The sequence below is a fragment of the Vibrio sp. Makdt genome (genome assembly GCF_027587015.1).
Lineage (GTDB): Bacteria > Pseudomonadota > Gammaproteobacteria > Enterobacterales > Vibrionaceae > Vibrio > Vibrio chagasii_B.
In genome coordinates this window covers 35,373-58,805 of record NZ_JAPPTH010000019.1, presented here as the reverse complement: position 1 = coordinate 58,805, position 23,433 = coordinate 35,373, and the positions used below count along the sequence as shown (strand labels likewise).

18 protein-coding genes are annotated in these 23,433 nt (G+C 44.5%); 12 read left to right on the top strand and 6 right to left on the bottom strand.

Going from position 1 to position 23,433, the window contains the following annotated elements; genetic code table 11:
• The first annotated feature begins 8 nt into the window (after nucleotides 1–8).
• From OH460_RS20165 to OH460_RS20140, 6 genes are all read left to right on the top strand, one after another.
• A complete protein-coding gene (locus OH460_RS20165; RefSeq protein ID WP_269999281.1) occupies nucleotides 9–3,683 on the top strand; it encodes a response regulator in 3,675 nt (1,224 codons plus the stop codon).
• A 292-nt stretch (nucleotides 3,684–3,975) separates the two neighbouring features.
• Entirely contained in the window at nucleotides 3,976–4,947 is a 972-nt protein-coding gene (locus OH460_RS20160; RefSeq protein ID WP_105057210.1) for a tripartite tricarboxylate transporter substrate binding protein, read from the top strand.
• 241 nt (nucleotides 4,948–5,188) lie between these two features.
• Entirely contained in the window at nucleotides 5,189–5,689 is a 501-nt protein-coding gene (locus tag OH460_RS20155) for a tripartite tricarboxylate transporter TctB family protein (RefSeq protein ID WP_004738327.1), read from the top strand.
• Nucleotides 5,690–5,699: 10 nt separating this feature from the next.
• Nucleotides 5,700–7,220 (top strand): tripartite tricarboxylate transporter permease, encoded by a 1,521-nt coding sequence (locus OH460_RS20150; protein WP_061033486.1) that lies wholly within the window; start codon nucleotides 5,700–5,702, stop codon nucleotides 7,218–7,220.
• Between the two features lie 191 nt (nucleotides 7,221–7,411).
• Entirely contained in the window at nucleotides 7,412–8,170 is a 759-nt protein-coding gene (locus tag OH460_RS20145) for a sulfite exporter TauE/SafE family protein (RefSeq protein ID WP_269999280.1), read from the top strand.
• 238 nt (nucleotides 8,171–8,408) lie between these two features.
• Complete coding sequence (locus tag OH460_RS20140) at nucleotides 8,409–8,600, top strand: hypothetical protein (protein WP_017066914.1); 192 nt, start codon at nucleotides 8,409–8,411, stop codon at nucleotides 8,598–8,600.
• 147 nt (nucleotides 8,601–8,747) lie between these two features.
• On the opposite strand, the gene OH460_RS20135 is transcribed toward OH460_RS20140, so the two are convergent.
• On the bottom strand, nucleotides 8,748–9,161 hold the full coding sequence (locus tag OH460_RS20135) for a VF530 family DNA-binding protein (protein ID WP_102431182.1): 414 nt from the start codon (nucleotides 9,159–9,161) through the stop codon (nucleotides 8,748–8,750).
• 389 nt (nucleotides 9,162–9,550) lie between these two features.
• On the opposite strand from OH460_RS20135, the gene OH460_RS20130 reads away from it, so the two are divergent.
• Nucleotides 9,551–10,711, top strand: a complete 1,161-nt coding sequence (locus OH460_RS20130; RefSeq protein WP_269999279.1) for an HD-GYP domain-containing protein — start codon at nucleotides 9,551–9,553, stop codon at nucleotides 10,709–10,711.
• Nucleotides 10,712–10,855: 144 nt separating this feature from the next.
• Here OH460_RS20130 and gnd read toward each other — a convergent pair whose 3' ends face one another.
• The 5 genes from gnd to OH460_RS20105 all read right to left on the bottom strand — a co-directional run bounded on the left by gnd (nucleotide 10,856) and on the right by OH460_RS20105 (nucleotide 17,385).
• Nucleotides 10,856–12,304 carry a decarboxylating NADP(+)-dependent phosphogluconate dehydrogenase gene (gene gnd, locus OH460_RS20125; protein WP_017059712.1) on the bottom strand — a complete coding sequence of 483 codons (1,449 nt, stop codon included), beginning with the start codon at nucleotides 12,302–12,304 and terminating at the stop codon, nucleotides 10,856–10,858.
• A 29-nt stretch (nucleotides 12,305–12,333) separates the two neighbouring features.
• Nucleotides 12,334–13,050 carry a 6-phosphogluconolactonase gene (gene pgl, locus OH460_RS20120; protein WP_269999315.1) on the bottom strand — a complete coding sequence of 239 codons (717 nt, stop codon included), beginning with the start codon at nucleotides 13,048–13,050 and terminating at the stop codon, nucleotides 12,334–12,336.
• Nucleotides 13,047–14,549, bottom strand: a complete 1,503-nt coding sequence (gene zwf / locus OH460_RS20115; protein WP_061033492.1) for a glucose-6-phosphate dehydrogenase — start codon at nucleotides 14,547–14,549, stop codon at nucleotides 13,047–13,049. Before zwf ends, pgl begins: the two co-directional genes overlap by 4 nt.
• Before the next feature lie 425 nt (nucleotides 14,550–14,974).
• Nucleotides 14,975–15,670 carry a response regulator gene (locus tag OH460_RS20110; protein WP_239936299.1) on the bottom strand — a complete coding sequence of 232 codons (696 nt, stop codon included), beginning with the start codon at nucleotides 15,668–15,670 and terminating at the stop codon, nucleotides 14,975–14,977.
• A 62-nt stretch (nucleotides 15,671–15,732) separates the two neighbouring features.
• Nucleotides 15,733–17,385, bottom strand: coding sequence for an ATP-binding protein (locus tag OH460_RS20105; protein WP_443088691.1), 1,653 nt, complete (start codon nucleotides 17,383–17,385; stop codon nucleotides 15,733–15,735).
• A 615-nt stretch (nucleotides 17,386–18,000) separates the two neighbouring features.
• Here OH460_RS20105 and OH460_RS20100 point away from each other — a divergent pair.
• From OH460_RS20100 to OH460_RS20080, 5 genes are all read left to right on the top strand, one after another.
• Nucleotides 18,001–18,228 (top strand): hypothetical protein, encoded by a 228-nt coding sequence (locus tag OH460_RS20100; RefSeq protein WP_061033495.1) that lies wholly within the window; start codon nucleotides 18,001–18,003, stop codon nucleotides 18,226–18,228.
• Nucleotides 18,229–18,443: 215 nt separating this feature from the next.
• The gene (locus OH460_RS20095; RefSeq protein WP_269999278.1) at nucleotides 18,444–19,892 is read left to right on the top strand and encodes a TolC family protein; all 1,449 of its coding nucleotides are present in this window, start codon (nucleotides 18,444–18,446) and stop codon (nucleotides 19,890–19,892) included.
• Between the two features lie 3 nt (nucleotides 19,893–19,895).
• Complete coding sequence (locus tag OH460_RS20090) at nucleotides 19,896–20,870, top strand: HlyD family secretion protein (protein ID WP_186170415.1); 975 nt, start codon at nucleotides 19,896–19,898, stop codon at nucleotides 20,868–20,870.
• Between the two features lie 7 nt (nucleotides 20,871–20,877).
• Nucleotides 20,878–22,077, top strand: coding sequence for an ABC transporter permease (locus OH460_RS20085; RefSeq protein WP_269999277.1), 1,200 nt, complete (start codon nucleotides 20,878–20,880; stop codon nucleotides 22,075–22,077).
• On the top strand, nucleotides 22,074–23,243 hold the full coding sequence (locus OH460_RS20080) for an ABC transporter permease (protein ID WP_269999276.1): 1,170 nt from the start codon (nucleotides 22,074–22,076) through the stop codon (nucleotides 23,241–23,243). The genes OH460_RS20085 and OH460_RS20080 overlap by 4 nt, the downstream gene beginning before the upstream one ends.
• The last annotated feature ends 190 nt before the right edge of the window (nucleotides 23,244–23,433 follow it).

Here is a 23,433-nt window from a genome sequence, read left to right as displayed (position 1 = left end):
GGTACTTTATGAATACTGTTTCTAGATTCGCCTCTGATTCTAAAAAGATCCTAATTTCTTTTATCGTCGCCACCATAGTGCTGTTTTCGGTGGCTGTTGCTGCGTGGTTTAACCTAAACAATCGCTTTGTTGGTATCGAGGACTACGCCGTAAGTACTCAGCTGCTTACCTCTCTTGATAAGCTTCGCGTCCACGAACTCTCTTTTAGTAACGAGCGAAAGCCTCAATCGGCGCAGCTCTTTAACAAAGAAGCCGAGCTGACGAAACAGCTAGTCGAAACCTTTGCAGCGCATAACGACGATCAGCATGCACAACTGTCACTCAATAAATATCTAGACCAATTCAGTCAATACACTGAATTAATTGAATTAAGTGACACAGCTCGCGACCGCATGAATCGAAAGTCACTGGCAGCGACCGATCTTCTCACTGAGATGCAAAGCTCCCACAAAAACACTATTAATACCGTTAGCCAAGACGTGAAGCAGCTTAGAGTATTAAGTGAGGGACAAGCTAACCGAGTGATGAAAATCGGCGGACTGACAACACTCAGTGCCACTGTACAAAACTTAGAAAAAGAGTTTCTTTTAACCGGATCGCCAAAAATATACACATTAACGAAGATTGAGATTCAGAAGATCGCTTCGTTAATCTCGCAGCTTTCAAATGAAGTCAAAGATCCTAAAGGCTCTGAATTACTGCAAACCGTCCAACAAGCTCAAAACCGTTACTACACCAACTTGGTTCAACTGCAAGGCTTGTCGAGCTCGGCAGTACAACTCAAAACATCCATCACCAAACAAGTTTCTCGCAGTGGCATAGAACTATCGCGCGCTTCAACGGCTCTTAATGAGCAGCAACAAGGGTTGTTAACTGACCTCAACGAACAGATTGGGCATGCTCAAGCTCGCCTTTCATCTCAGCTGTCAATTGGTGAAAACCTATTGGTGATTCAAACGCTATTAAGCCAATCCGAGCAGCTGAATCGTGATTTTTCATTAGCTAAATCGGATGACCAATCCATCATATCTGAGCAAGTTTTTACATTAATTGGTGAGATGCAATCGGTGTCGCTTGAAGCGCGTGAATTGCTAACGCGATACGCACCAGAAATGAAAATTACCGCATTTGATCAACACGTCACATTCTACGAAGAAGAATTTACCAACCTAGCCAGAGCTCAACTGCTCAGCCATCAAGTGCTGAAAGAGATGAACGCTAATTTCACTCAACTGCACGACTTAGTCGTCGAAGCTTACATGGCAGAAAGCGACAGCGTAAAAGACTCTTCAAGTGTCTCTTCCCATCTGGCAATTGGTGGTTTGATCTTCTTCTTTATCATTATGTTGATGGGCTTACTCGCCAATAAAGCTCACTCAGCCCTTGAGCACTTTGCCACAAACTTAGCCGTAGCACGTGATGAAGCCGATGCAGCCAACCATGCTAAATCGGATTTCTTAGCGAACATGAGCCATGAAATTCGTACGCCAATGAATGCCATCATTGGTATGAGCTACTTGGCACTGAAGACTGATTTGACTAAAGCGCAGCGTAACTACATCCACAAAGTGAAACTCTCTTCAGACACCCTACTCGGCCTCATCAACGACATTCTCGATTTCTCCAAAATCGAAGCGGGTAAATTAGACATAGAGAACGTTGATTTCCACCTTGAGAACGTACTCGATAACATCACCAATCTAGTTGGTTTACGTGCTTCTGAGCGTGGCTTAGAGCTGCTTATCCAAGTAGACCGAGACGTGCCGACCAATCTGATTGGCGACCCATTAAGGCTGGGACAGATACTGATCAACTTAAGTAACAATGCCGTTAAGTTCACCGAGAAAGGCGAAGTCAAGATTTCAATCTCTGTTGAAGAAAGTAATGGCGATGACATCAAGCTCAACTTTGCTGTTTCAGATAGTGGCATTGGTATGACACAAGAACAAGCCGCTAAGCTGTTCAACAAATTCACTCAAGCTGATAGCTCTACCACCCGAAAATATGGTGGTACTGGCTTAGGTTTGGCAATCAGTAAAGAGCTTAGCCAACTAATGGGCGGAGACATCCAAGTGACGACTGAGCTTGGTAAAGGCTCAACCTTCTCATTTACGATTGCGACTCGCGTTAGTCACTCAATTACCCAAAACCGAGTAGTGGTTCCCGCTTCGATCAATCATTTGAAAGTGCTGGTTGTTGATGACAACTCCAGTGCGCGCTTGATCGTTGGCGATATTCTCGAGTCTCTCAAGTTAACTCCAACGTTAAGTGCCTCTGTTGATGAAGCTTTAGTTGAACTCCACACTGCAGATGCTAACAACGAGCCCTTTGATCTGATTATCTCAGATTGGAAAATGCCGAAACGTGATGGTGTTGACCTGTTAGAAGCGCTCAATCACGGCTTATCATTGAGTAAAGAGCCGAAAATAATGATGCTCACCGCTTATGGTCGTGAAGAGTTAGCCGAGGCGATTACCCAGAGAGGATTCGACGTCCCAAGTATTTTGGATAAGCCGATTACTTCATCTCACCTGTATGACTCTATCGTATCCCTTTATGGACTGGACTCAGATCGTGTATCTCGCAGCGAATTGGAACAACAGAACCAGCTTGCTAATGTTCAACAACTGGCAGGCGCTAACATCTTGTTGGTTGAAGACAACGAGATAAACCAAGAGCTAGCTACTGAGCTATTAGAAGGGCAGCAGATTAAAATCACCATTGCAGAGAATGGACAACAAGCCATCGAGCTTTATCAGCAAGCCATCACTGACGAGATTCCTTTCGATGGTATTTTGATGGATTGCCAAATGCCGATTATGGACGGATATGAGGCGACAGAGCATATTCGTAACGAGATAAAAGACACTCAAACCCCTATCATCGCAATGACCGCAAATGTGATGGAACGAGATAAAGAGAAAGCGCTCAACTGTGGTATGAGTGACATCATCGCGAAACCGATTGATGTTGGCTCTATGTTCGCAACCTTAGCCAACTGGGTTTCACCTTCTAATCCCGTGCAATTCAATGTTTTACTGCAAGAGCCGTCCGCAACTCCACCAGATAACAACAGTTCAGAGAGTGAACCAGAGGCGTTGCCTATCATTAATGGTCTCGATACCAACATGGGGTTGATGCGAGCAAGTAACAATCACAAGCTCTACATGAAGTTATTGAAGCGATTTGTTGAAGCATATTCTGACGAAGATACCTTAACTGCAGAGCTATCAAGCACTGCTCAGCAGCGTTACTTACACACCCTTAAAGGTGTGGCTGGTAATCTCGGTGCGAGCGATTTACATAGCTTGTGTGAAAAATTGGAGTCCGAACTTACCGATGACGAACTAAAACAGAGCGTCATCAAAACCACGATTGAAATCAGTCAGGGGATCTCCAACGCATTATTCCAAACAGCAACCACAACCGAGAACTCCAATGAACAAGTTATGGGTACTGGCTCAGCAACAACTCAGCCAGATACCGATTTGTACCATCAGTTGTTAAAAGCTGTTGCCAATGATGACACAGAAGCACTCAACATCATTCTTAACATTGAAGACGGTGTGGTGGTTGGGTTAACACCTTCTGAGTTCAAAAGGTTGGAAAGCTCGCTAGAGGAATTTGACTTCGATACCGCGACAGAACTCCTACAGAGCTCGACACTAGCCAACTCATCATGATCGTAAAACACTAAATATGTCATAAGTTACAAACTGTTAAAGAGAGCCCAAGTGGCTCTCTTTTTTTATCTGTATCTAAAAGCAGCGGTACCCTCACCGTGCCGTGAACTTTATGAACTTTATTCACCCAATGTTCTTTATCCTCAATATCGCCGCATTGGAGACAATTCGTTAACACGCCGTTAACTTTAGCTTCATCTACTAAGCAACACCCTACTCGTGTGTTTAGTAGCTGGATATAAACATAAGTTTCTCTCCATTGAAGAGATCCCCTACATAAGGAACGTGAACCATGTTCAAGGCACTGAAACCTACTCTTGCGGCTTCTATCATCGCAGCAACCTTTTCTTTCAACACTTTTGCTGCAGACGTAGAAAAAATCCACTTCCTAATCCCTGGCGGCGCTGGTGGCGGTTGGGATATGACAGCTCGTGGTACTGGTGATGTACTGGTGAAATCAGACATCGTAGAAAATGTCTCTTTCCAAAACCTATCTGGTGGCGGCGGCGGTAAAGCTATTGCTCACCTAATCGAAACTGCACAACGTCAAGAAGACACATTGATGGTGAACTCAACTCCTATCGTTGTTCGCTCACTAACGGGTATCTTCCCTCAATCTTTCCGCGACTTAACACCGGTTGCTGCAACAATTGCTGACTATGGTGCGATCGTTGCGTCTGCTGATTCTAAATACAACACTTGGGAAGACGTAGTAAAAGAGTTCGAAAGTAACCCGCGTAAAGTAAAAATTGCTGGTGGCTCTGCACGAGGTAGCATGGATCACTTAGTGGTTGCAGCGGCATTCAAAGGCGAAGGGTTTGATGCTAAGAAAGTTCGTTACATTGCCTACGATGCTGGCGGTAAAGCGATGGCAGCACTACTTTCCGGTGAGACACAACTGCTTTCAACTGGTCTTGGTGAAGTACTAGAGATGTCTAAGTCAGGACAAGTAAAAGTACTGGCAGTAACAGCTCCGAAACGTCTTGAAGCAGCGCCTAATATCCCAACACTGACTGAATACGGTAACGAGACAGTATTTGCCAACTGGCGTGGTTTCTTCGCAGCACCAGGCACTAGCCAAGCGAAGATCGACGAATGGAATGAAGCATTAGGCAAAATGTACAAGACCGATGAGTGGCAAGTGGTTCGCGACCGTAACGGTTGGATCGACAACTACAAAGCAGACAAAGACTTCTACGCCTTCTTAGAAGATCAAGAAAAACAGATGGGTGACCTAATGCGTGAGCTAGGGTTCTTGAAGTAACCAATAACGATAGAGGGTCATAGTGCCCTCTTACTCTTTCCTTGTTTCGCCGTACATGAGTTTACTAAAACTCCTTTGTTTATTCGTAACGTATTACCAAAGCTTGCCGATTCGTTGTAGACGCAAGTGGCTAAAGCAGCACTGTAATTCGCTTACCTTCGGTTAGTGATCCCAGACATTACTCATTAACTCGCTCATGTACGGCTTTTTTACTTTCTATACACCCCAAATGGAGTTGGATATGTCGGACTTACCAACCAAATTTTTTAGTAAAGAATCTCTGCTGTCGAGTGATCGTCTCGGCGCAATGATCTTTATGTTGGCGTGCTTGTGCTATGGCTACCAAACTACCCTAATTCCCTTGTTTCCCGGTGATGAGTACGAACCCTTTACCGCACGAACATTGCCTACCCTGCTGACTTTCATCGGTATCGGGTTGTCGCTGATTCTGCTTGTAACTGGTCAGCCAGACAAAAAGCTTAAGTGTGAAACCGCACCTTTAAACTGGAAACTGCTCATCGGTTTCTTAGTACTGATGGCGTTTTACGGTGTTGGACTGACATATTTAGGCTTCGTTTTAGCAACAAGCTTCTTCTTATTGGCGGGCTTCTACCTATTGGGTGAGCGTCGTAAATCTATCTTGTTTGGCGCGTCGTTTCCTTTCGTTATCGCGTTCTTTCTTCTACTCACTCAAGGCTTAGATATCTACCTAGAGCCTGGTTTGATCTTCACTCTTTGGTAGGGATAACATTATGTTAGACGGAATTTTACAAGGACTTTCTACCGCTGTGATGCCAATGAACATCATGATGGTAATTGTGGGCTGTTTCGTAGGTACCTTTATCGGGATGCTTCCGGGGTTAGGTCCAATCTCAGCGATTGCTCTGATGATCCCTATCACTTACGGCTTAGACCCATCGTCAGGTCTTATCTTGATGGCAGGTGTTTACTACGGTGCGGTATTTGGCGGCTCGACGTCATCAATCCTAATCAATGCACCGGGCTGTTCTTCTACGGTTGTAACAGCATTCGATGGCTACCCAATGGCACAAAAAGGCCAAGCAGGTAAAGCACTAGCCCTTGCTGCATACTCCTCTTTTACTGGCGGTACGCTTTCAGCGATCATGCTTTTGATTGCAGCTCCGGCGCTAGCAAGCGTGTCATTGAGCTTCCAGTCTTCTGACTACTTTGCACTGATGCTATTAGGTCTATCGGCTGTGGCAGCGTTTGCGGGCCCTGGTCAGGTTATCAAAGCGTGGATGATGACTATCTTAGGTTTGATGCTGTCAACTGTCGGTATCGACAAAGGCGTTGGTGTTGAGCGTTTCACATTCGGCTTAACGGATCTGATGGATGGCTTCAGCTTCTTATTATTAGCAATGGCAACGTTTGCACTGGGTGAAACCTTAATGGGTATTCTTAAGCCAGAAAAAGACACCAGCGCTGAAGAAAGCCAAAAGATGTCCGACATCGGCAGCATGAAAGTGACCAAAGAAGAGATCAAAGAAGTGGCTCCGGTTTCAATCCGCTCTTCAATCCTTGGCTTCTTTACTGGTGTACTACCTGGCGCCGGCGCAACCATCGCCGCTTTCCTTAGCTATGGTATGGAACGTAGCCTTGCACCAAAAGACAAACAAAAAGAGTTTGGTAAAGGCAGCATTCGTGGTCTTGTTGCTCCAGAATCGGCAAACAACGCAGCATCAAGTGGTTCATTCGTTCCTCTACTGACGCTGGGTATCCCGGGCTCTGGTACCACCGCTATCATGCTAGGTGCATTAATCGCTTACGGTATTCAGCCTGGTCCTCGTCTGTTTGTCGAGCATCCAGATGTATTCTGGTCGGTAATCATCTCTATGTACTTTGGTAACATCGTACTGGTTATCTTGAACCTACCGCTTATCCCGTACATCTCTAAACTGCTGGCTGTACCGAGAACCGTATTACTACCAATGATTTTGTTCTTCTCAATAACAGGTGTTTACTTGGTCTCTTTCAACACCATGGATGTATTTGTAATGTTGATTATTGCGATGGCCGCCATTGCGTTGAGGTTGGCTAACTTCCCTCTAGCGCCGCTACTACTTGGCTTTATCTTAGGTGGTTTGATGGAAGAGAATCTAAGACGTGCGCTGATGATCAGCGATGGTGAACTAAGCTTCCTGTGGGAGCGCCCAATCACGATGACATTCACTATCCTTGCGGTATTGGTTCTATCTAGCCCGATCCTAGTGAAACTATTTAAGAGCTTTAGAGCAAAACCAGTGGAAGTTTAAAGCTCTACCAAATCAATTAAACCTCAACGAAAGGAGCCATTGGCTCCTTTTTTCATTTGGACTTTCAATACGAACCAGCAGTTAAAGATGGTAGCAAACTCACAAACTAGCACCTTCAACACGCTCAGCTCTGATATTCTTAACAAAATAAAGTAAGGTAACCAGTCATTTAACGCATTGGACTCAAAACTATGGATTGGTTGATTCTATTTCTCTCAGGCGTGATTGGCGGTGTGCTTAACTCTATTGCAGGAGGCGGAAGCTTTATCACCTTCCCTGCCTTATTATTTGCTGGTGTCCCACCAATAGCCGCAAACGCGACCAATACCTTTGCATCATGTGCAGGCTACATCAGTGGCTCTTATGCACTGCGTCATGAGGTCCAATCGGGTACCAAGCAGCTAAAGCTTACCATTGCTTTGTGCGTAATAGGTGGTGGTATTGGTGCTTTCTTGTTATTACGCACACCCGAAGCTTTATTTACTCAGTCCGTACCTTGGTTACTGCTTTTTGCAGCGTTGCTTTTCACTTTTGGCGGAACACTAAACAAATGGCTTAAGCGCGCCACAGAAAAACACAAACACGCCACCAGCGCTGGGGCTTTTTTTTCAGCACTATTACTACTCGTTGTGTGTATCTACGGCGGCTATTTCAACGCAGGATTAGGCATAGTGACATTAAGCTATTTGGCTCTTGCTGGTTACACCAATATCAATGTAATGAATGGGATCAAACTGCTGGTTTCAGCTTGTGCCTCGCTTGCAGCAATTGTGTTTTTTATCGTCAATGGGTCGATTGATTGGCCATCTGGAATGGCGGTTTTAATGGGGACATTGGTTGGAGGTTATTACTCAGCGAAGATCTCTCGCCGCATTCCACAACAATATGTTCGAAACACAGTGATCATTGCGAGTTTTCTAATCACTGCCTACTTCTTTTATGATAGTTAAATTGGTGCCAATTAAGCACAAGATCATTGAGGCTAATAACTATCAGCACCACCGATAAAATTTCACCTCTAACCCACCACACGGCTATTTTATTGATTATAAAATAACCACCCTAAAATATGTGAGAGCAGTCGTTTAATTAGTAAATTTGATAACAATTTAGACTGTTTTTTAGCCTTTCTTTTACGGAAAGTGGGATAATTCTCCCGTCGAAAGTGAGACTTCATTAGGAGGCGTTATGAACATTAAACTCGGTCATGTCATGTCATCAAGTCGACTCATTTGCTTTGTCGCTTTTCTCGCTGCAACATTCGCGTGGATTCTCAAAATGCCCGCTCTGTTTTCTGTGTCAGCGCTCTTCTTGCTTATCAGTGCCATCGTTTATGTCACCGATCTTTGGAAGAATCAAAGAAAGAACCGCGAAGCTTAAGACTCAAGTACAACAAGCTTTACACGCTTGAATAAAGTACACACGTTAAAAAAGGAGCACTTAGGCTCCTTTTGTCTTTTATGCTTATCGCTTTTGGCTGATTAGACGGCGTTATCAACGACTTCTCTTTCTAACGACGCCTTCTTATTAACGACGAAAGTTACGACCGTTGCCACCACGACGAGCTTTAAATGCCGATGCTGCTTTAGCTTGAGAAGCCTGGATAGACTCAACCGTTAATTCCATTGGCTCACGAGGCTCTAACCCGTGACGGAATGTACGTGAACGCGGAGGCATCTGGTATTCGATGTCTGAAGCTTTAGGCATGCGCTTAAAACGGTAAAGGTAGAAGTTTTCAACCTTCTCACGAGCCCATTCCGTCTTCTTCAGATATTTCACCGCGCTTGCTACAGTCGGCTTAGTGTTAAAGCAGTTCATGCGCATTGCTGCATCCAAAATTTCCCAACCATAGTGATCCACTAACTCAGTAATCATGGTCTCAAGCTTTAAGCCGTGTAGAGGGTTATTTTGTTGCAGTTCGATTCTTTCTTCTTCAGTCATAACATTACCTTTTTCAAGGCAGCTCACGGCCTTGAATATACTCTAGAACACCGTCATCACTGACCGCTTCTAGCTCAATCACTTAGGCATTACATCCATTGCCCTTATTTATGCCTTTATGATGGCATAAAGCATGTTCGTTATCCTATTTATCTTTTCATTTAATTTCAAAATGGTCACTTAACGCCTGAATTACCATCAACCTCTTTCCCTTTTTTCAGATCCAAAAACCGATAAAAGTACCAGTTAACAAAAATGAGGGTAATGCAATGAAATAACCATTTATCTCGTAATGATATTGCATTTTATCAGAACGCAATGCTATGTTTTAATCGATACTAAAAATAACAAATAACTCGAATAAACAATGATATAACTATAAATAAAGGTTGGCTTGTAACATGTTTGACTACTCCCAGCTCAACAGAGTAGCCGCTCAAGATAAGGACATTATCGCCATTGTTGATGACCTTTTCCGGCTAGCTCGTGAACATTACCCCATATTATCTCGGCTTTCCGTTGTACTATGCAGCGAAAACAGGGCATCGAATTACTTTGTTTCAGACACGCTGTGCCAAGAAGCAGAACATCGCTACGTAGAACAAGAACTAAAACCAGAATCAACTTTATCGCGAATGGCTGAATCTCTCGATACACGAATCATCCACGATCTCACCTCGATCAAACCGACCAAGCAAATTTCACACTTACTTCAGCTTGGACACCAAAGCAGTTATACAACGCCTATTCACTATCAAGAAAGTAACCTTGGATTTGTGTTTATCAATGCATCATCAACGGGCTTTTTTGCTAAGGAATATATCCAGAGTGATATTGCCTACATCTCTCAGCTTATCTCGAGTTTGTTTGTTCAACTGTTTGAGAGGCAACGACACTTTCAGTCGTCATTAGCGATCGCCTTAAACATGGGACATGCTCGCGACCCTGAAACCAAAGAGCATCTGATTCGCATGGGAAAATACAGTGAACAGATCGCTAGAACGATGTCCCAAAGTAATAATGAAATCACACACCAGTTCATTCATCGTATTCGTTTATACGCCCCTTTCCACGACATAGGCAAGTATCGAATCCCAGATAACGTGTTGTTCAGCACGGGACGTTTCTCAGCAGAAGAAAGAGCCATCATGAACAATCACACTTTGTATGGTGAAGAGATGATTAACGATGTGGTGTCCCTCTCCCATCATTGCTCTATGTGTTCCGATGAAATTCAGTTTATTAAGAATATTGTGCGTCATCACCACGAGCGATTTGATGGTTCGGGATTACCCGATAGGTTGAGTCATACTGCGATTCCACTTGAAGCACGAATTGTAACGCTCGCGGATGTGTTTGATGCGCTGATGAGTAAAAGAGCTTACAAGCACGCATGGTCACTGAGTGAAGTCATGGAATACATTGAAACGCACAATGGTTCGATGTTCGATCCAGAATGTGTTGAGGCGCTTAAACAGAACCTAGACGGCTTTATGGCAATTCGGGAGCAATACAACGACGATGTAAAACCCCAAGCCATGATGGCTTGAACTGTGACGCCTTGAACTGTAACGCTTTGGTTGTGTAGACCAAAGAAAACGCGAGCCAACAAAAAAGGATGCCAATTGGCATCCTTTTATTTTCTAGTTTTCAGCTGAAAGAACAAACGTGTTCTTACTGATTCTAACTAACGATTATACGTCGTAAGTTGTAGAAGCAGTGTCGCCGCCTGTACCAGTCCAGTTTGTGTGGAAGAATTCACCACGTGGACGGTCAGTACGCTCGTAAGTGTGAGCACCGAAGTAGTCACGTTGAGCTTGAAGCAGGTTCGCTGGTAGACGTGCTGTTGTGTAACCGTCTAGGAAAGATAGCGCAGAAATCGTACATGGCATTGGGATACCAGACTCTAGAGATTTCGCTGCTACTTTGCGCCATGCTACTAGGCTGCCTTGTAGGATGTTTTTGAAGTACTCGTCAGAACCTAGGAACGCGATGTCTGGGTTTGCTTCGTACGCATCACGGATGTTGCCTAGGAATGCAGAACGGATGATACAACCACCACGCCACATAAGAGCTACGTTACCGTAGTTTAGGTCCCAGCCGTTTTCGTTCGACGCTTCACGCATTAGCATGAAACCTTGAGCGTAAGAGATGATCTTAGAAGCCAGTAGAGCTTGACGTAGTGCATCAACCCACTCTTGCTTGTCGCCTTCAACTGGAGTGATTGTTTTCTCAAACAAAGCTTCAGCTTCAACACGTTGGTCTTTAAGAGCAGACAGGCAACGAGAGAATACAGACTCAGAGATTAGAGTTAGTGGGATACCCAGGTCTAGTGCGTTGATACCAGTCCACTTACCAGTACCTTTTTGGCCTGCAGTGTCTAGGATCTTCTCAACTAGCGCTTCACCGTCTTCATCTTTGTAACCAAGGATGTCAGCAGTGATTTCAACTAGGTAGCTATCTAGCTCAGTTTTGTTCCAGTCAGCGAATACTGCTTGCATCTCGTCAGCAGACATACCTAGGCCGTCTTTCATGAACTGGTATGCTTCAGTGATAAGCTGCATGTCACCGTATTCGATGCCGTTGTGTACCATCTTAACGAAGTGACCAGCACCGTCGTTACCAACCCAGTCACAACAAGGCTCACCAGCGTCAGTTTTTGCAGAGATACCTTGGAAGATTGGCTTAACCGCTTCCCAAGCTTCAGCCGCGCCGCCTGGCATGATTGAAGGACCGAAACGAGCACCTTCTTCACCACCAGATACACCAGTACCGATGAAGTGGATACCTTTCTCACGACAATGCGCTACGCGACGGTTAGTGTCTGGGTAGTTAGTGTTACCACCATCAATGATGATGTCGCCTTCGTCTAGAAGTGGGATTAGGTTTTCGATGAACGTGTCTACAACGTCACCAGCACGAACCATAAGCATCACTTTACGTGGTGCTTCTAGCTTCTCAACTAGCTCTTCTAGAGAGTAAGCACCAACAATGTTAGTGCCTTTAGCTGGACCTTCTAGGAACTCGTCTACTTTCGCAGCAGTACGGTTATGAGCCACAACTTTGAAGCCGTGGTCGTTCATGTTTAGGATAAGGTTCTGACCCATTACTGCTAGGCCAATTACACCGATATCACCTTTCATTATTTATATCTCCTTGCGGCTAGTCGCACTTATGCGATAGCACTTGCTGCATTTGAATCTAGGAACCACTCTGTCTCGCCAGTTTTAGACTGGATTTTCGCTGCCGGGTAAGGCAACTCTGAAGCAGGAGTAGTATGAATTTCTTTAACGATCTCAACTTTACCTGCACCCAGTACTAGGTAGCTGATTCGTTTTGCTGCTTCTAAAACTTTTGCTGTTTTAGAAACACGGATTTGACCCGACTCAGGGTGAGAAGCCAGTACAGACAGGTTCTCATCTTGGTAGTTAGTAACACCCGGGAACAGTGATGCTGTGTGGCCATCTGCGCCAACACCTAGCAGAATCCAATCGAAAACTGGCGTGCCGTTTTCTGTTGGGATTACGTCTGCCATCTCTTTTGCGAAACGCTCTGCTTCTGCTTTCGGTTCATCTTCACCACGAATGCGGTGGATGTTTTCAGCAGGAAGGTTTACTTGAGTAAACAACAATGCATTCGCTTCACCGAAGTTGCTTTCAGCGTCGTCTGGTGCAACGCAACGCTCGTCGCCCCACCAGAAGTGAAGGTTATTCCATTGAATGCCTTCTGCGTATGGTGCTTGAGCTAAAAGCTTGAAAAGCATTTTTGGTGTGCTGCCACCAGACAATGAAATGTGAACAGGTTTGCCCTGCTCGCTGTACGCTTTCATTTCGTTTGCTAGAGTTTCAACAACCAATTCTGGCGTTGCAAAGATCTTGTGATTGATCATAGTTCGCAGTAATCCGTGTCTGTTAAGTTTTTGCATGGGAAACGCCATGCGCGGCCATCACGTTGCAGAAGTTCATCCGCTTCCTGTGGGCCCCAAGTACCACAAGCATAGCCAAACAGTGCTTGAGGATCTTGCTTGAAGTCTAAGATTGGTTGAACGTACTTCCAACACGCTTCTACTGCATCGGTACGTGCAAACAGAGTTGCATCGCCGTTCAGTGCATCAAGAAGAAGACGTTCGTAAGCCGTTAGCATTTGAGTTTCAGGCAAGTCAGAGTAAGAGAAGTTCATTTTCACTTCTTTTGCTTTGAAGCCTGCGCCCGGCTCTTTCAAGCCAAAGCTCATCTGAATACCTTCGTCCGGTTGGATACGGATAATCAGTTTGTTCTCTGGTGCGTCTTGACCAAATACTGGGTGTGGCGTGTTCTTAAAGTGAATCACGATTTCAGTCACACGTGTCGGTAAGCGTTTACCGGTACGTACGTAGAAAGGAACGCCATTCCAACGCCAGTTATTGATGTGAGCTTTCAAACCGATGTAAGTCTCGGTACGAGAATCATCCGCTACACCATGCTCTTCACGGTAACCTAGTAGGTGCTGACCACGAACATCTGATGCTGTGTACTGACCTAATACTAAATCTTTACGCAGATCATCTTCTTCTAATGGCTTAAGACACTGAAGCACTTTAACCACTTCATCACGAATAGAATCAGCGTTAATTTGTGCAGGCGGCTCCATACCCACCATTGCTAGCACTTGTAGCAGGTGGTTTTGGAACATGTCGCGAACTGCGCCAGAACCGTCGTAGTATCCGCCACGTTCTTCAACGCCAAGGAACTCAGCACCTGTGATTTCAACGTAATCAATGAAGTTACGGTTCCACAGTGGTTCAAACATCGCGTTTGAGAAACGAAGCACTAGAAGGTTTTGAACCGTTTCTTTACCAAGGTAATGGTCGATACGGTAGATCTGGTGTTCTTGGAAGTGATGATGGATCTCTTCATCTAACGCTTGAGCAGAAGCTAAGTCGTAACCAAATGGCTTTTCGATGATCAGACGACGCCAGCCGTTCGTTTCATCGTTTAGGCCATGCGCAGCAAGGTTTGCTGGGATAACACCGTACAAGCTTGGCGGCGTTGCCAAGTAGAACAGAGTATTGTGGTTTTCGAATTGGTAGTCTTGCTCAAGTTTGTCTAGACGTTGTGCTAAACGAGCGTAATCGTCTACATCTGAAGTGTTGATCGCTTGGTAATGCAAATGTTCAATAAATGCATTCAGCGTCTCTGGTTCAGTTTGTTCCATTTCCTGAAGAGACTTCTTCAGCTTCTCACGGTAAGACTCATCGCTGTACTCAGTACGGCTCACTCCAAGAATCGCAAAGGATTCTGGTAGTTGATTGCTAGCATACAGGTGGTACAAAGCAGGAATTAACTTACGGTAAGTTAGATCTCCCGACGCACCAAAAATAACGATGCTGCTGTTTTCAGGTATTACCATCATCTTTCCTATAAAAACAAGGTTTTTAGTATTCGCTAAAGGTATCAGCGACATACGAAAATAGATAATAGGTCTTGGCTATTACATCAATAGCGAGTGCCTATTACACTTGAGAATGCGTTTGGTAAACGAGGGTGAATGCTATCACCTCTATTCGGGACAGTATTGTCTATGAGTATTTGATTTACATCAACCACTGTGAAGGCAATCGATTAAATATTGACTCATTTCGAACAAAATATAATCGACCATTGGTTTCACGAAGACTGAAAAAGAAGCAAATCGGCGTTCTCGAACATTGTAGTCGAGAAAGAATGGCATCTGGTCTGCGGAGTGTAGTTTAATGAAGCGTGAGGAGCGTAAAACCAGATTATTCAACTGGTTTTACATTTTACTTAAATAGAAAGGACGTTGTTAGCACTGCCTTATCTTTTGGCTTTGTTATAACAGCGTTCAGGGCGCCCAACCGTACCGTAGTTCAAATCTGCTGTTAGTTCACCAGTAGTGATCAGGAACTCTAAATAACGTCTAGCAGTTGTACGGCTTGCACCAATACGTTCGCCAGCTTCATCGGCGGTAATATTAACGGCATCAGCTTGTTGAAAAATAGCTCTGATCTTATCCAACGTTACGCCATCGATTCCTTTGGGCAAGGTTGATACTTTTCCTGAATCCGCTTTGGCATTGGCTTGCAGCATCTTATCAACCAAACCTTGGTTCAAATCAGACACGCTTTCGAACTCTTGTAACTGTGACTGATACTTCTTCAGCGCGGCTTCCAAACGAGGAAACATGACTGGTTTTAATAGGTAATCCACCACGCCGCCACGCATCGCTGTCTGTAAGGTGTCTACATCACGCGCTGCAGTAATCAAAATCACATCACACCCTTGGTTATTACCTCGAACGTGATTAAGAATATCGATCCCACTACCATCTGGCAGATACACATCTAAAAGCACCAAATCTGGTTTTAAGATGTCCAATTGCATGAGCGCTTCAGACTGTGTGGTGGCAATGCCAACCACGTCAAAGCCTCCCATCTGTTCTAGATAACGATGGTGAAGCTCTGCAATCGCAATATCATCTTCAATGACCATGACTCTCGTGATTGCGTTCATTTATGTTCTTCCTTTAACCATTTTTTTTCCGTCAAGCTGATCTTCATATGATCACTCGTGCTCTATTGTTCTTCTTTTGGTAAATACACTGTCATACGTGAACCAAAATCGTTGTTATCGACCATTTCTAGCTGCCCTTGATAACGGTCGGTAAGCTGCTTAATCAGATATAAGCCAACACCGCGGTTTTGTTTCGCTTTGCTCGATATGCCTTTTTCGGTCAGCGCATCGGTTGCCAAGTGCTTAGGTAAACCACATCCTTTATCTTCCACTTCGACGATAATCTCATTGCCAAAATCACTGATAGACACTTCAATCACACGGCGCGCTGGGGCTATTTGCCCCTCTTGCTTGATCGCCGACATCGTTGCATCAAACGCATTATCAATCAGGTTGCCAAGAATGGTGACAACGTCATCGGCATTCAACCAACTTGGTAGTGTTTCTAGCCTAGACCCCTCCTCAACTCTCAGCTCTAAGCCTATTTCACGTGCGCGTTCGGTTTTGCCTAACAACATGCCAGCGATCAATGGGTCTTTAACCGTTTCTCTCAAGAACTCAATAAGGCTTTGATAATGTGCGGTTTCTTGACCGATCAGTTGCTGAACTGAATCCAACTCACCCATTTGAATCAAGCCACTGATAGTATTCAACTTGTTCTGGTGTTCATGTGTTTGCGAGCGCAACAAATCCGCGTACTCTTTGGTTTGCGAAAGCTGATCCGTTAAGTCGTTAATCTCATCGCGGAGTCGGAAACTCGACACCGCCCCAACCACTTCACCAGCAACAATAATCGGACTGCGGTTGGCAATGATCCGCTTATTGTTTAAATACAACTCAACATCGTGGTCGATGTCGCCTGTTGATAACAGCAGTTCTAAATCACTGCCTGCTAACACATCAGAAAGGCGCTGCTGATTGAGTGCTTTATCTCTATCGATGGATAAAATATCGCAGGCACTTTTGTTTATTGAGCGTAAGATACCGTTCTTATCGATACTTAAAATGCCCTCTTTAACAGTGCTCATGGTGACATCTAACTCAACATACAGTCGGCCTATCTCTTCAGGCTCAAAGCCTAAAATAGCGCGCTGAAAACGGCGAGATACATAACTCGAAATCAAAGCGTTGACCGCAACCACCAGCAACGCCATCACAATCAAAAAGGCTAAGTAAGGTTCGATTCGATCTTGCAAAGAATCCAATAGGTAACCAACTGACACGACGCCAATTATCTTCCCATTAGCGTCCTTAACGGCCGATTTACCACGAACCGAAAAACCTAATGAGCCTTTCGCTGTTGAAACATAAGACTCCCCGAACACCAATGCTTTTTGATTGTCTCCGCCGCGCATTGGTTTACCGAGCCTGTCGTCGTATGGGTGAATCAAACGAACACCTTTTTCGTCACCAACAACAATAAACGCCGCGCCAATCAATTGAGTGAGGTTTCGGAATTTGGCTTGGGTTTCTTCAGGAAGTGTATGTGGGACGCCTTCGGGATTCAGTGTTCCTTTTTCTTCAATAATGCGCGTTACAAGGGGAGATTCCGAAAGAAACTCAGCCACACCCAACGCTTTCAACCCCATTTCTTGCTCTTGAGATTGTTTGATATAAGCAAAACCCGCCGCTGAAAGGATCAACAGCTCGACAAGGCCAGTTACCGTCATGATAATCAGCAACCTTTTTCGGAAGCTGATGCTACTCCATCTCATATAAACCCGTCCCTAGTGCTCAGCAGGCAATGTTAACACTAAGTTAACCAGAGCACCTTTCCGCCTATACGAATTTGTGACTATTGCTCAACTAAATAATTAACCAGATTATTAATTGATATTCCTTTACGTTGCTCGCCTCGAACAATCGTTCATTTTTAGAACGGATTAGTTAAAAAAACCAAAAAATCGAATAAATATTGAGCTGGATCACTAAGCTTTTAGGTGTTTTTTAGGTTGTTTAAAATAAATACAATTATAATGGTTGCATATGAGGGAGTTTATTATTGCCAAGCTATACGTTGCAATTTTAAGACAACGCTTTAAACCGGAATTTTGGTTAACAGAAAGGCAACAACTCTTCACCCACTGGACGTATCGATAAATAAAAGTTGCGTGCTCGCCGTTACGAATGATGAACAAACGGATTAAGTATTCTCCCCTATTCATCTCGCTATTTCACACTCGGCAGGCCAGACAACGAAGAGGTGACTGACAAAAGCAGCACCCAAGAATAAAGCATTGATGAGCAGGAAGTATCGAGCAGTGGCAACGTCCGACAGAAACAGGATAAAAAACATAACGTATTAACATTGTTGAAAAGGAAACCAGGCAATGAAACGCGATACTTTTGGAATCTGCCTTACAAAGGCTATGCTGTTCAAAAACTTACAATCTACTTTTACTCATGTCAGAGCATATGAGAAGAACGAGACATCCCCGCTCGATCTAAAAGTGTTGTTAGCTTTCCCGCAAATGTCAGGTAGAGATTTATTACAAACCATGCAAGGTTCAAAACAATTGGTGTGGCGTGCCGATCACCATTGCCCAAGCTTTAAATAGCACCAGTCCATTTGTAGTAACTTCTTCTATACTGAACTTAAGGAGCACGATTCGTCGTGCTCTTTTCGTTTCTTTGTCTATAGCCGCTAAATCCTTAATAGCATTCACATTATGTTAACGAATGATTATGCTATTTGCTCATATGAGGTAATCTGTTCAAGACAAATGATGATCCCCCTGTTAACATTAGAGCTAATACTCTAATTTGGTAATTAATGCAGATGACCAAACCGACATTCCGATGCCTTGCGATTGCCAGTATTCTTATCAGTACTATCAGTTCGCCAAGCTATGCTGCCCCGCTCACTTTTTCTGAGGCGTGGCAAATACTCCAAGAGAACAACAACTCTCTTGCGGCTCAACAAGCTAACGTTGAGCGTTATCAACATCTCCAAAATGCAACAGGAAGCCTCAACCTGCCTTCAGTGACGCTAGGTGCTAACTACACTCACCTTGATAGTGATGTGACCATCAATGGTGAACAGTTCGCTGATAGCCTGAGTGGTGTACCATCTATTGGTCTTCCTGTTCCTCCTCAAATTATCAGTGCGCTTGGTGGCATTACCTCAACGATTACTGAGCAAGATATCTTCAGCTCTTCCATTCGTGCAGTGTGGCCAATTTTTACAGGTGGTCGAATTACCGCAGCACAAACTGCAGCTGAAGGTAAAAGCGAAGAAGCGCAAAGCCAACTGCTAATGGAAAAACAGGCTCGTTACGAAGACTTAAGCAAATATTACTTCTCCGTGATCTTAGCGGAAGATGTGGTGAAAACTCGCCAAGCCGTAGAAGCAGGCCTAACTCAACATCGTGATTTTGCCATTAAGCTTGAGCAGCAAGGGCAAATTGCACGAGTAGAACGCCTGCAAGCGGACGCCTCTCTGGATAAGGCAGTAGTTGAACGCACTAAAGCTGAGAATGATCTTAAAATTGCTCAATTAGCTCTTACCCAAATTCTAGGTCAAAGCCAAAGAGTTGAACCTTCAGAGCAACTGTTTATCAACAAGAGCCTGCCCCATATGGATGTGTTCATTGATCAAACACTCATGACCTACCCTGGTCTTAAGATTCTGGATGCGAAAGAGAAACAAGCAAGCAGTTTAATCAAAGCTGAAAAAGGCAAATATTACCCAGAGGTTTATCTTTACGGAGATTACAGTCTCTATGAAGACGATTCACTCGCCAGTGAAATGAAGCCCGACTGGTTAGTCGGCATTGGTGTCAACGTACCGCTACTCGACACCTCTGGTCGTTCAGACAAAGTGGCTGCTGCGCACAGTGCGGTATCTCAAGTTAAATTCCTAAAGTCACAAGCCAAACAAGACTTAACCGTATTGGTACAAAAGACCTACCTCGAAGCAAACCAAGCGATTGAAGAGGTTCAAGGCCTTAATTCTAGCTTGTCATTAGCTCAAGAAAATCTACTACTTCGTAAAAAAGCGTTCACTCAAGGGCTTTCTAACTCGTTAGAAGTGGTTGATGCAGAGTTATACCTTGCGAGCATCAAAACACAGCAATCTGCTGCGCGATTCAAATACCTTATCTCTCTCAACAAGCTATTAGCGCTAACCAGCGAAATGAACGCTTACTCGAGTTACTTAACTTCTTCTGTTACGTCTGATTTCGACTCAAAAACAGACACCGCTAGCCAGTCAAAAGGATAATTCATGAAACCTATTAAGCCTCTTCTTCTATCTATAGTTGGTATCGGCATTGTTGGCTGGGTCGGATACAGTTTTTACCAAGCGTACCAACCTCAACCAGTTAAGCTTCAAGGTCAAATTGATGCACAGCAATACAGCATCTCTTCGAAAGTACCCGGCCGTATTGACGAGGTATTTGTGCGCAAAGGCGACTCTGTTGAGAAAGGTGAATTGATCTTCTCCCTTCTAAGCCCAGAGATTGACGCAAAGTTAGAGCAAGCAAAAGCAGGTCAAAAAGCCGCTGGTGCACTGGCTCAAGAAGCAGAAAATGGTGCTCGTACTCAGCAAATTCAAGCCGCTAAAGACCAATGGTTGAAAGCCAAAGCAGCAGCAGACTTAATGGACAAAACCTACCAACGAGTAAACAACCTTTACAACGATGGCGTCGTTGCAGAACAAAAACGTGATGAAGCCAAAACACAGTGGCAAGCTGCTAAATACACAGAAAGCGCGGCTTTCCAAATGTATCAGCTAGCACAAGAAGGGGCTCGCGATGAAACCAAAGTGGCTGCAGCTCAAAAAGCATTAATGGCCGCTGGCGCGGTAGCTGAAGTCGAAGCCTACGCAAAAGACACACAAATCCACAGCTGGTTCAGCGGTGAGGTTTCTCAAGTGCTGCTTAGTAGCGGAGAACTGGCACCACAAGGTTTCCCAGTCGTGACCGTGATCGATACGAAAGATGCATGGGCGATACTCAATGTACGTGAAGACATGCTCAAGCACTTTGAGAAAGGCTCACAGTTTGAAGCTTACCTGCCCGCTTTAGATAAGTCGCTGACTTTCCAAGTGACGCACATTGCGGTGATGGGTGATTTCGCAACTTGGCGTTCAACAGATGCAGCACAAGGCTTTGACTTACGTACATTTGAAGTAGAAGCACGCCCAGTTGATACAAACGAAACACTGCGTATGGGTATGAGCCTTGTGGTTGAGCTTTAGGTGACATATGTCTGCTAATTCTCACTTACCAGAACATCACAAAACGATAAACAGCTTACTTCGACAGTGGGCGATAGTCCGTAAAGACAAGTGGTTGTTGTCGTGCTTAACTTGGATACCTTTGCTACTTGCTGCAAGTATCTGGCTGATCTTTTCACAAGGTATCGCTCGTGATTTGCCTGTTGCAGTTGTTGACCTCGAACACAGCCAAATTTCGCAGCAGTTTACTCGCTTAGTCGATGCCTCACCTACCCTGCAGGTCACTCAGAAATACAGCTCCGCAAGTGAAGCCGCAAAGGCCATGATAGAGCGTGATATCTACGGCTACGTTGTTATACCTAGACACTTTGACCGAGACCTTTATCTTGGGCTAAACCCGCAGGTTTCCGTGTTCTACAACAGCCAATTTATATTGATTGGTAAACTGGTGAACTCGGCTCTGTTGCAAGCTCAAGGCACGTTCAACGCCCAACTTGAAGTGATTAAACAGCTTTCCCACGGAGATACCACGGTAAAATCCGCCTTGGGGCAAGCTGTCACCGTTCAAAGCCAGATCACTCCGCTGTTCAACAAGAACACTAGCTATGCTCAATTCTTGGTATCTGCGGTTATTCCTGCTTTATGGCAAATCATGATAGTGGTAGGAACGATTTTAGTACTCACTGCAAATGTGCGAGCTAGTGGGCTAAAAGCGTGGTTATCGCATTCTCCGGTTAAGTCCCTAGCATTAACACTCACCCCTTATGTTGTTCTGTTTTTAGCGTTCGGTATTGCGTTTAGCTTTTGGTTCTATCGACTTTTAGAGTGGCCATTTAACGGCAGCTTTATGGCATTAACCATTGCACAGTTACTAACGGTTATTAGTTGTATCATTATGGGTTGCTTGTTCTTCTTTTTGACGCTTGATCCAGCAAGAGCAATGAGCTTTGCAGGTGCTTTCACAGCGCCAAGTTTTGCGTTTATGGGGATCACCTTCCCTGTCACAGACATGAACACGGCAGCCCAAGTTTGGAGAAGTCTATTGCCTGTTAGTCATTACATCGAAATACAAACGGCTCAGTCCAGTTACGGCGTGAGCGCTGCGCAATCGCTGATGAACCTCACTTCAATGTTTTGGTATGTTATTCCTGCTTTTGTAGTGATCTTATTGATTAAAAAGCACTTAGCGCAAGCAACACAAGCAGAGCATAAAGGAGTAAATCAATGAGCTTTACTCAATTGCTGAAGCAAGAACTCCTAGAGGTTCTGCGTAACCCAGTAGTATTACTGACCGTGTTTGGTGGTGTGGTCTTTTACTCATTCTTGTACCCTTTGCCTTACGCCAATCAAGTACCCCAACAATTGAAAGCGTCCGTTGTAAACCTAGACAAGAGCCAAAGCAGCTACCATTTAGAGCGAATGGTCGATGCGACCTCTCAAATTGATTTGGTTCGCCGTGACTCCACTATCGCAGACGCTAAACAGGCTGTACTCAATCAAGAAATTGGTGGGTTCATCGTCATTCCTGAAAACTTCTATAAAGATCTACTTCTTGGGAAAAGCCCAACACTCTCTTATGCGGGTGATGCATCTTACTTCCTAGTGTATGGCACCATAGTTGAGGGACTTGCAAAAGCAGGCGGCACGTTAGCCGCACAAGTTAAGGTGAGTCACTTGTTAGTTGAAGGTGTACCTTTAGAATCCGCAGCCAAAGGCTACAGCGCATTTAGCTTAAATTTAAAACCTACTTTCAATAGTCGAATGGGATATATCGATTACGTCGTTCCCGCTGTCTTTGTATTGATCCTTCAGCAAACCCTAGCCATGGCATCAGGGTTGGTTGGTGCAACGCAAAATGCTCAATCCACATTCGGCTATTGGAGCAGAGTTCATCCAACCAAACTAATCCTTGCTCGCTGTTGCACCTTAGTAGGCATCTACTACTTATTATCGATGTACTACTTCGGCGCCAGCTTTTCGATGTACGGGATTAACCTACTCGCCTCAATCTCACAGATTTTAACCTTGTTACTGCCCTTCTTATTGGCCAGCTGTTTGGTTGGCATTTTTATCGGTGAGTTAGTGCCACGAAGAGAGTTAGTCACGGTTGTGGTGTTAATCAGTTCAATGCCACTGATCTTCTCTTCAGGTTTTATCTGGCCGATTGAAATGATGCCTGAATGGTTGGTACTGTTATCACAACTGTTTCCAAGCACACCTGCTATCCAAGGTTTCTTAGCGCTGAATCAGATGGGCGCTTCGTGGCAAGAGGTCGCATCTCAATGGACACTGTTATGGGGACAAGTTGTACTTTGGGGTTCGTTGCTTGCACTGAAGCTCTACCACAAGTCGAGCAAAAGCATCGTTAACCGCACTACCGATAATAGCCTTTGAGTGGTTTAGCTCATCGCAACCATAAAAAGCTCTGATAAAGGGCTTTTTTAATCCCCCCGACTTGCTCCTTCCCTTGTAAGAGACTTTTCAAAGCCTCCCTAAAACAAGCGTTACATCAAAGCTCATCTATTTTAGCTATCAATTTAACCGCCAATCTATATGCCTTTTCAAACTCAAAAATCATCGACTT

Excerpts from the sequence above, each read along its gene's own strand:
- OH460_RS20165 (WP_269999281.1), top strand. The coding sequence starts at position 9 with ATGAATACTGTTTCTAGATTCGCCTCTGATTCTAAAAAGATCCTAATT.
- OH460_RS20160 (WP_105057210.1), top strand. The coding sequence starts at position 3,976 with ATGTTCAAGGCACTGAAACCTACTCTTGCGGCTTCTATCATCGCAGCA.
- OH460_RS20155 (WP_004738327.1), top strand. The coding sequence starts at position 5,189 with ATGTCGGACTTACCAACCAAATTTTTTAGTAAAGAATCTCTGCTGTCG.
- OH460_RS20150 (WP_061033486.1), top strand. The coding sequence starts at position 5,700 with ATGTTAGACGGAATTTTACAAGGACTTTCTACCGCTGTGATGCCAATG.
- OH460_RS20145 (WP_269999280.1), top strand. The coding sequence starts at position 7,412 with ATGGATTGGTTGATTCTATTTCTCTCAGGCGTGATTGGCGGTGTGCTT.
- OH460_RS20140 (WP_017066914.1), top strand. The coding sequence starts at position 8,409 with ATGAACATTAAACTCGGTCATGTCATGTCATCAAGTCGACTCATTTGC.
- OH460_RS20135 (WP_102431182.1), bottom strand. The coding sequence starts at position 9,161 with ATGACTGAAGAAGAAAGAATCGAACTGCAACAAAATAACCCTCTACAC.
- gnd (WP_017059712.1), bottom strand. The coding sequence starts at position 12,304 with ATGAAAGGTGATATCGGTGTAATTGGCCTAGCAGTAATGGGTCAGAAC.
- pgl (WP_269999315.1), bottom strand. The coding sequence starts at position 13,050 with ATGATCAATCACAAGATCTTTGCAACGCCAGAATTGGTTGTTGAAACT.
- zwf (WP_061033492.1), bottom strand. The coding sequence starts at position 14,549 with ATGGTAATACCTGAAAACAGCAGCATCGTTATTTTTGGTGCGTCGGGA.
- OH460_RS20110 (WP_239936299.1), bottom strand. The coding sequence starts at position 15,670 with ATGAACGCAATCACGAGAGTCATGGTCATTGAAGATGATATTGCGATT.
- OH460_RS20105 (WP_443088691.1), bottom strand. The coding sequence starts at position 17,385 with ATGAGATGGAGTAGCATCAGCTTCCGAAAAAGGTTGCTGATTATCATG.
- OH460_RS20100 (WP_061033495.1), top strand. The coding sequence starts at position 18,001 with ATGAAACGCGATACTTTTGGAATCTGCCTTACAAAGGCTATGCTGTTC.
- OH460_RS20095 (WP_269999278.1), top strand. The coding sequence starts at position 18,444 with ATGCAGATGACCAAACCGACATTCCGATGCCTTGCGATTGCCAGTATT.
- OH460_RS20090 (WP_186170415.1), top strand. The coding sequence starts at position 19,896 with ATGAAACCTATTAAGCCTCTTCTTCTATCTATAGTTGGTATCGGCATT.
- OH460_RS20085 (WP_269999277.1), top strand. The coding sequence starts at position 20,878 with ATGTCTGCTAATTCTCACTTACCAGAACATCACAAAACGATAAACAGC.
- OH460_RS20080 (WP_269999276.1), top strand. The coding sequence starts at position 22,074 with ATGAGCTTTACTCAATTGCTGAAGCAAGAACTCCTAGAGGTTCTGCGT.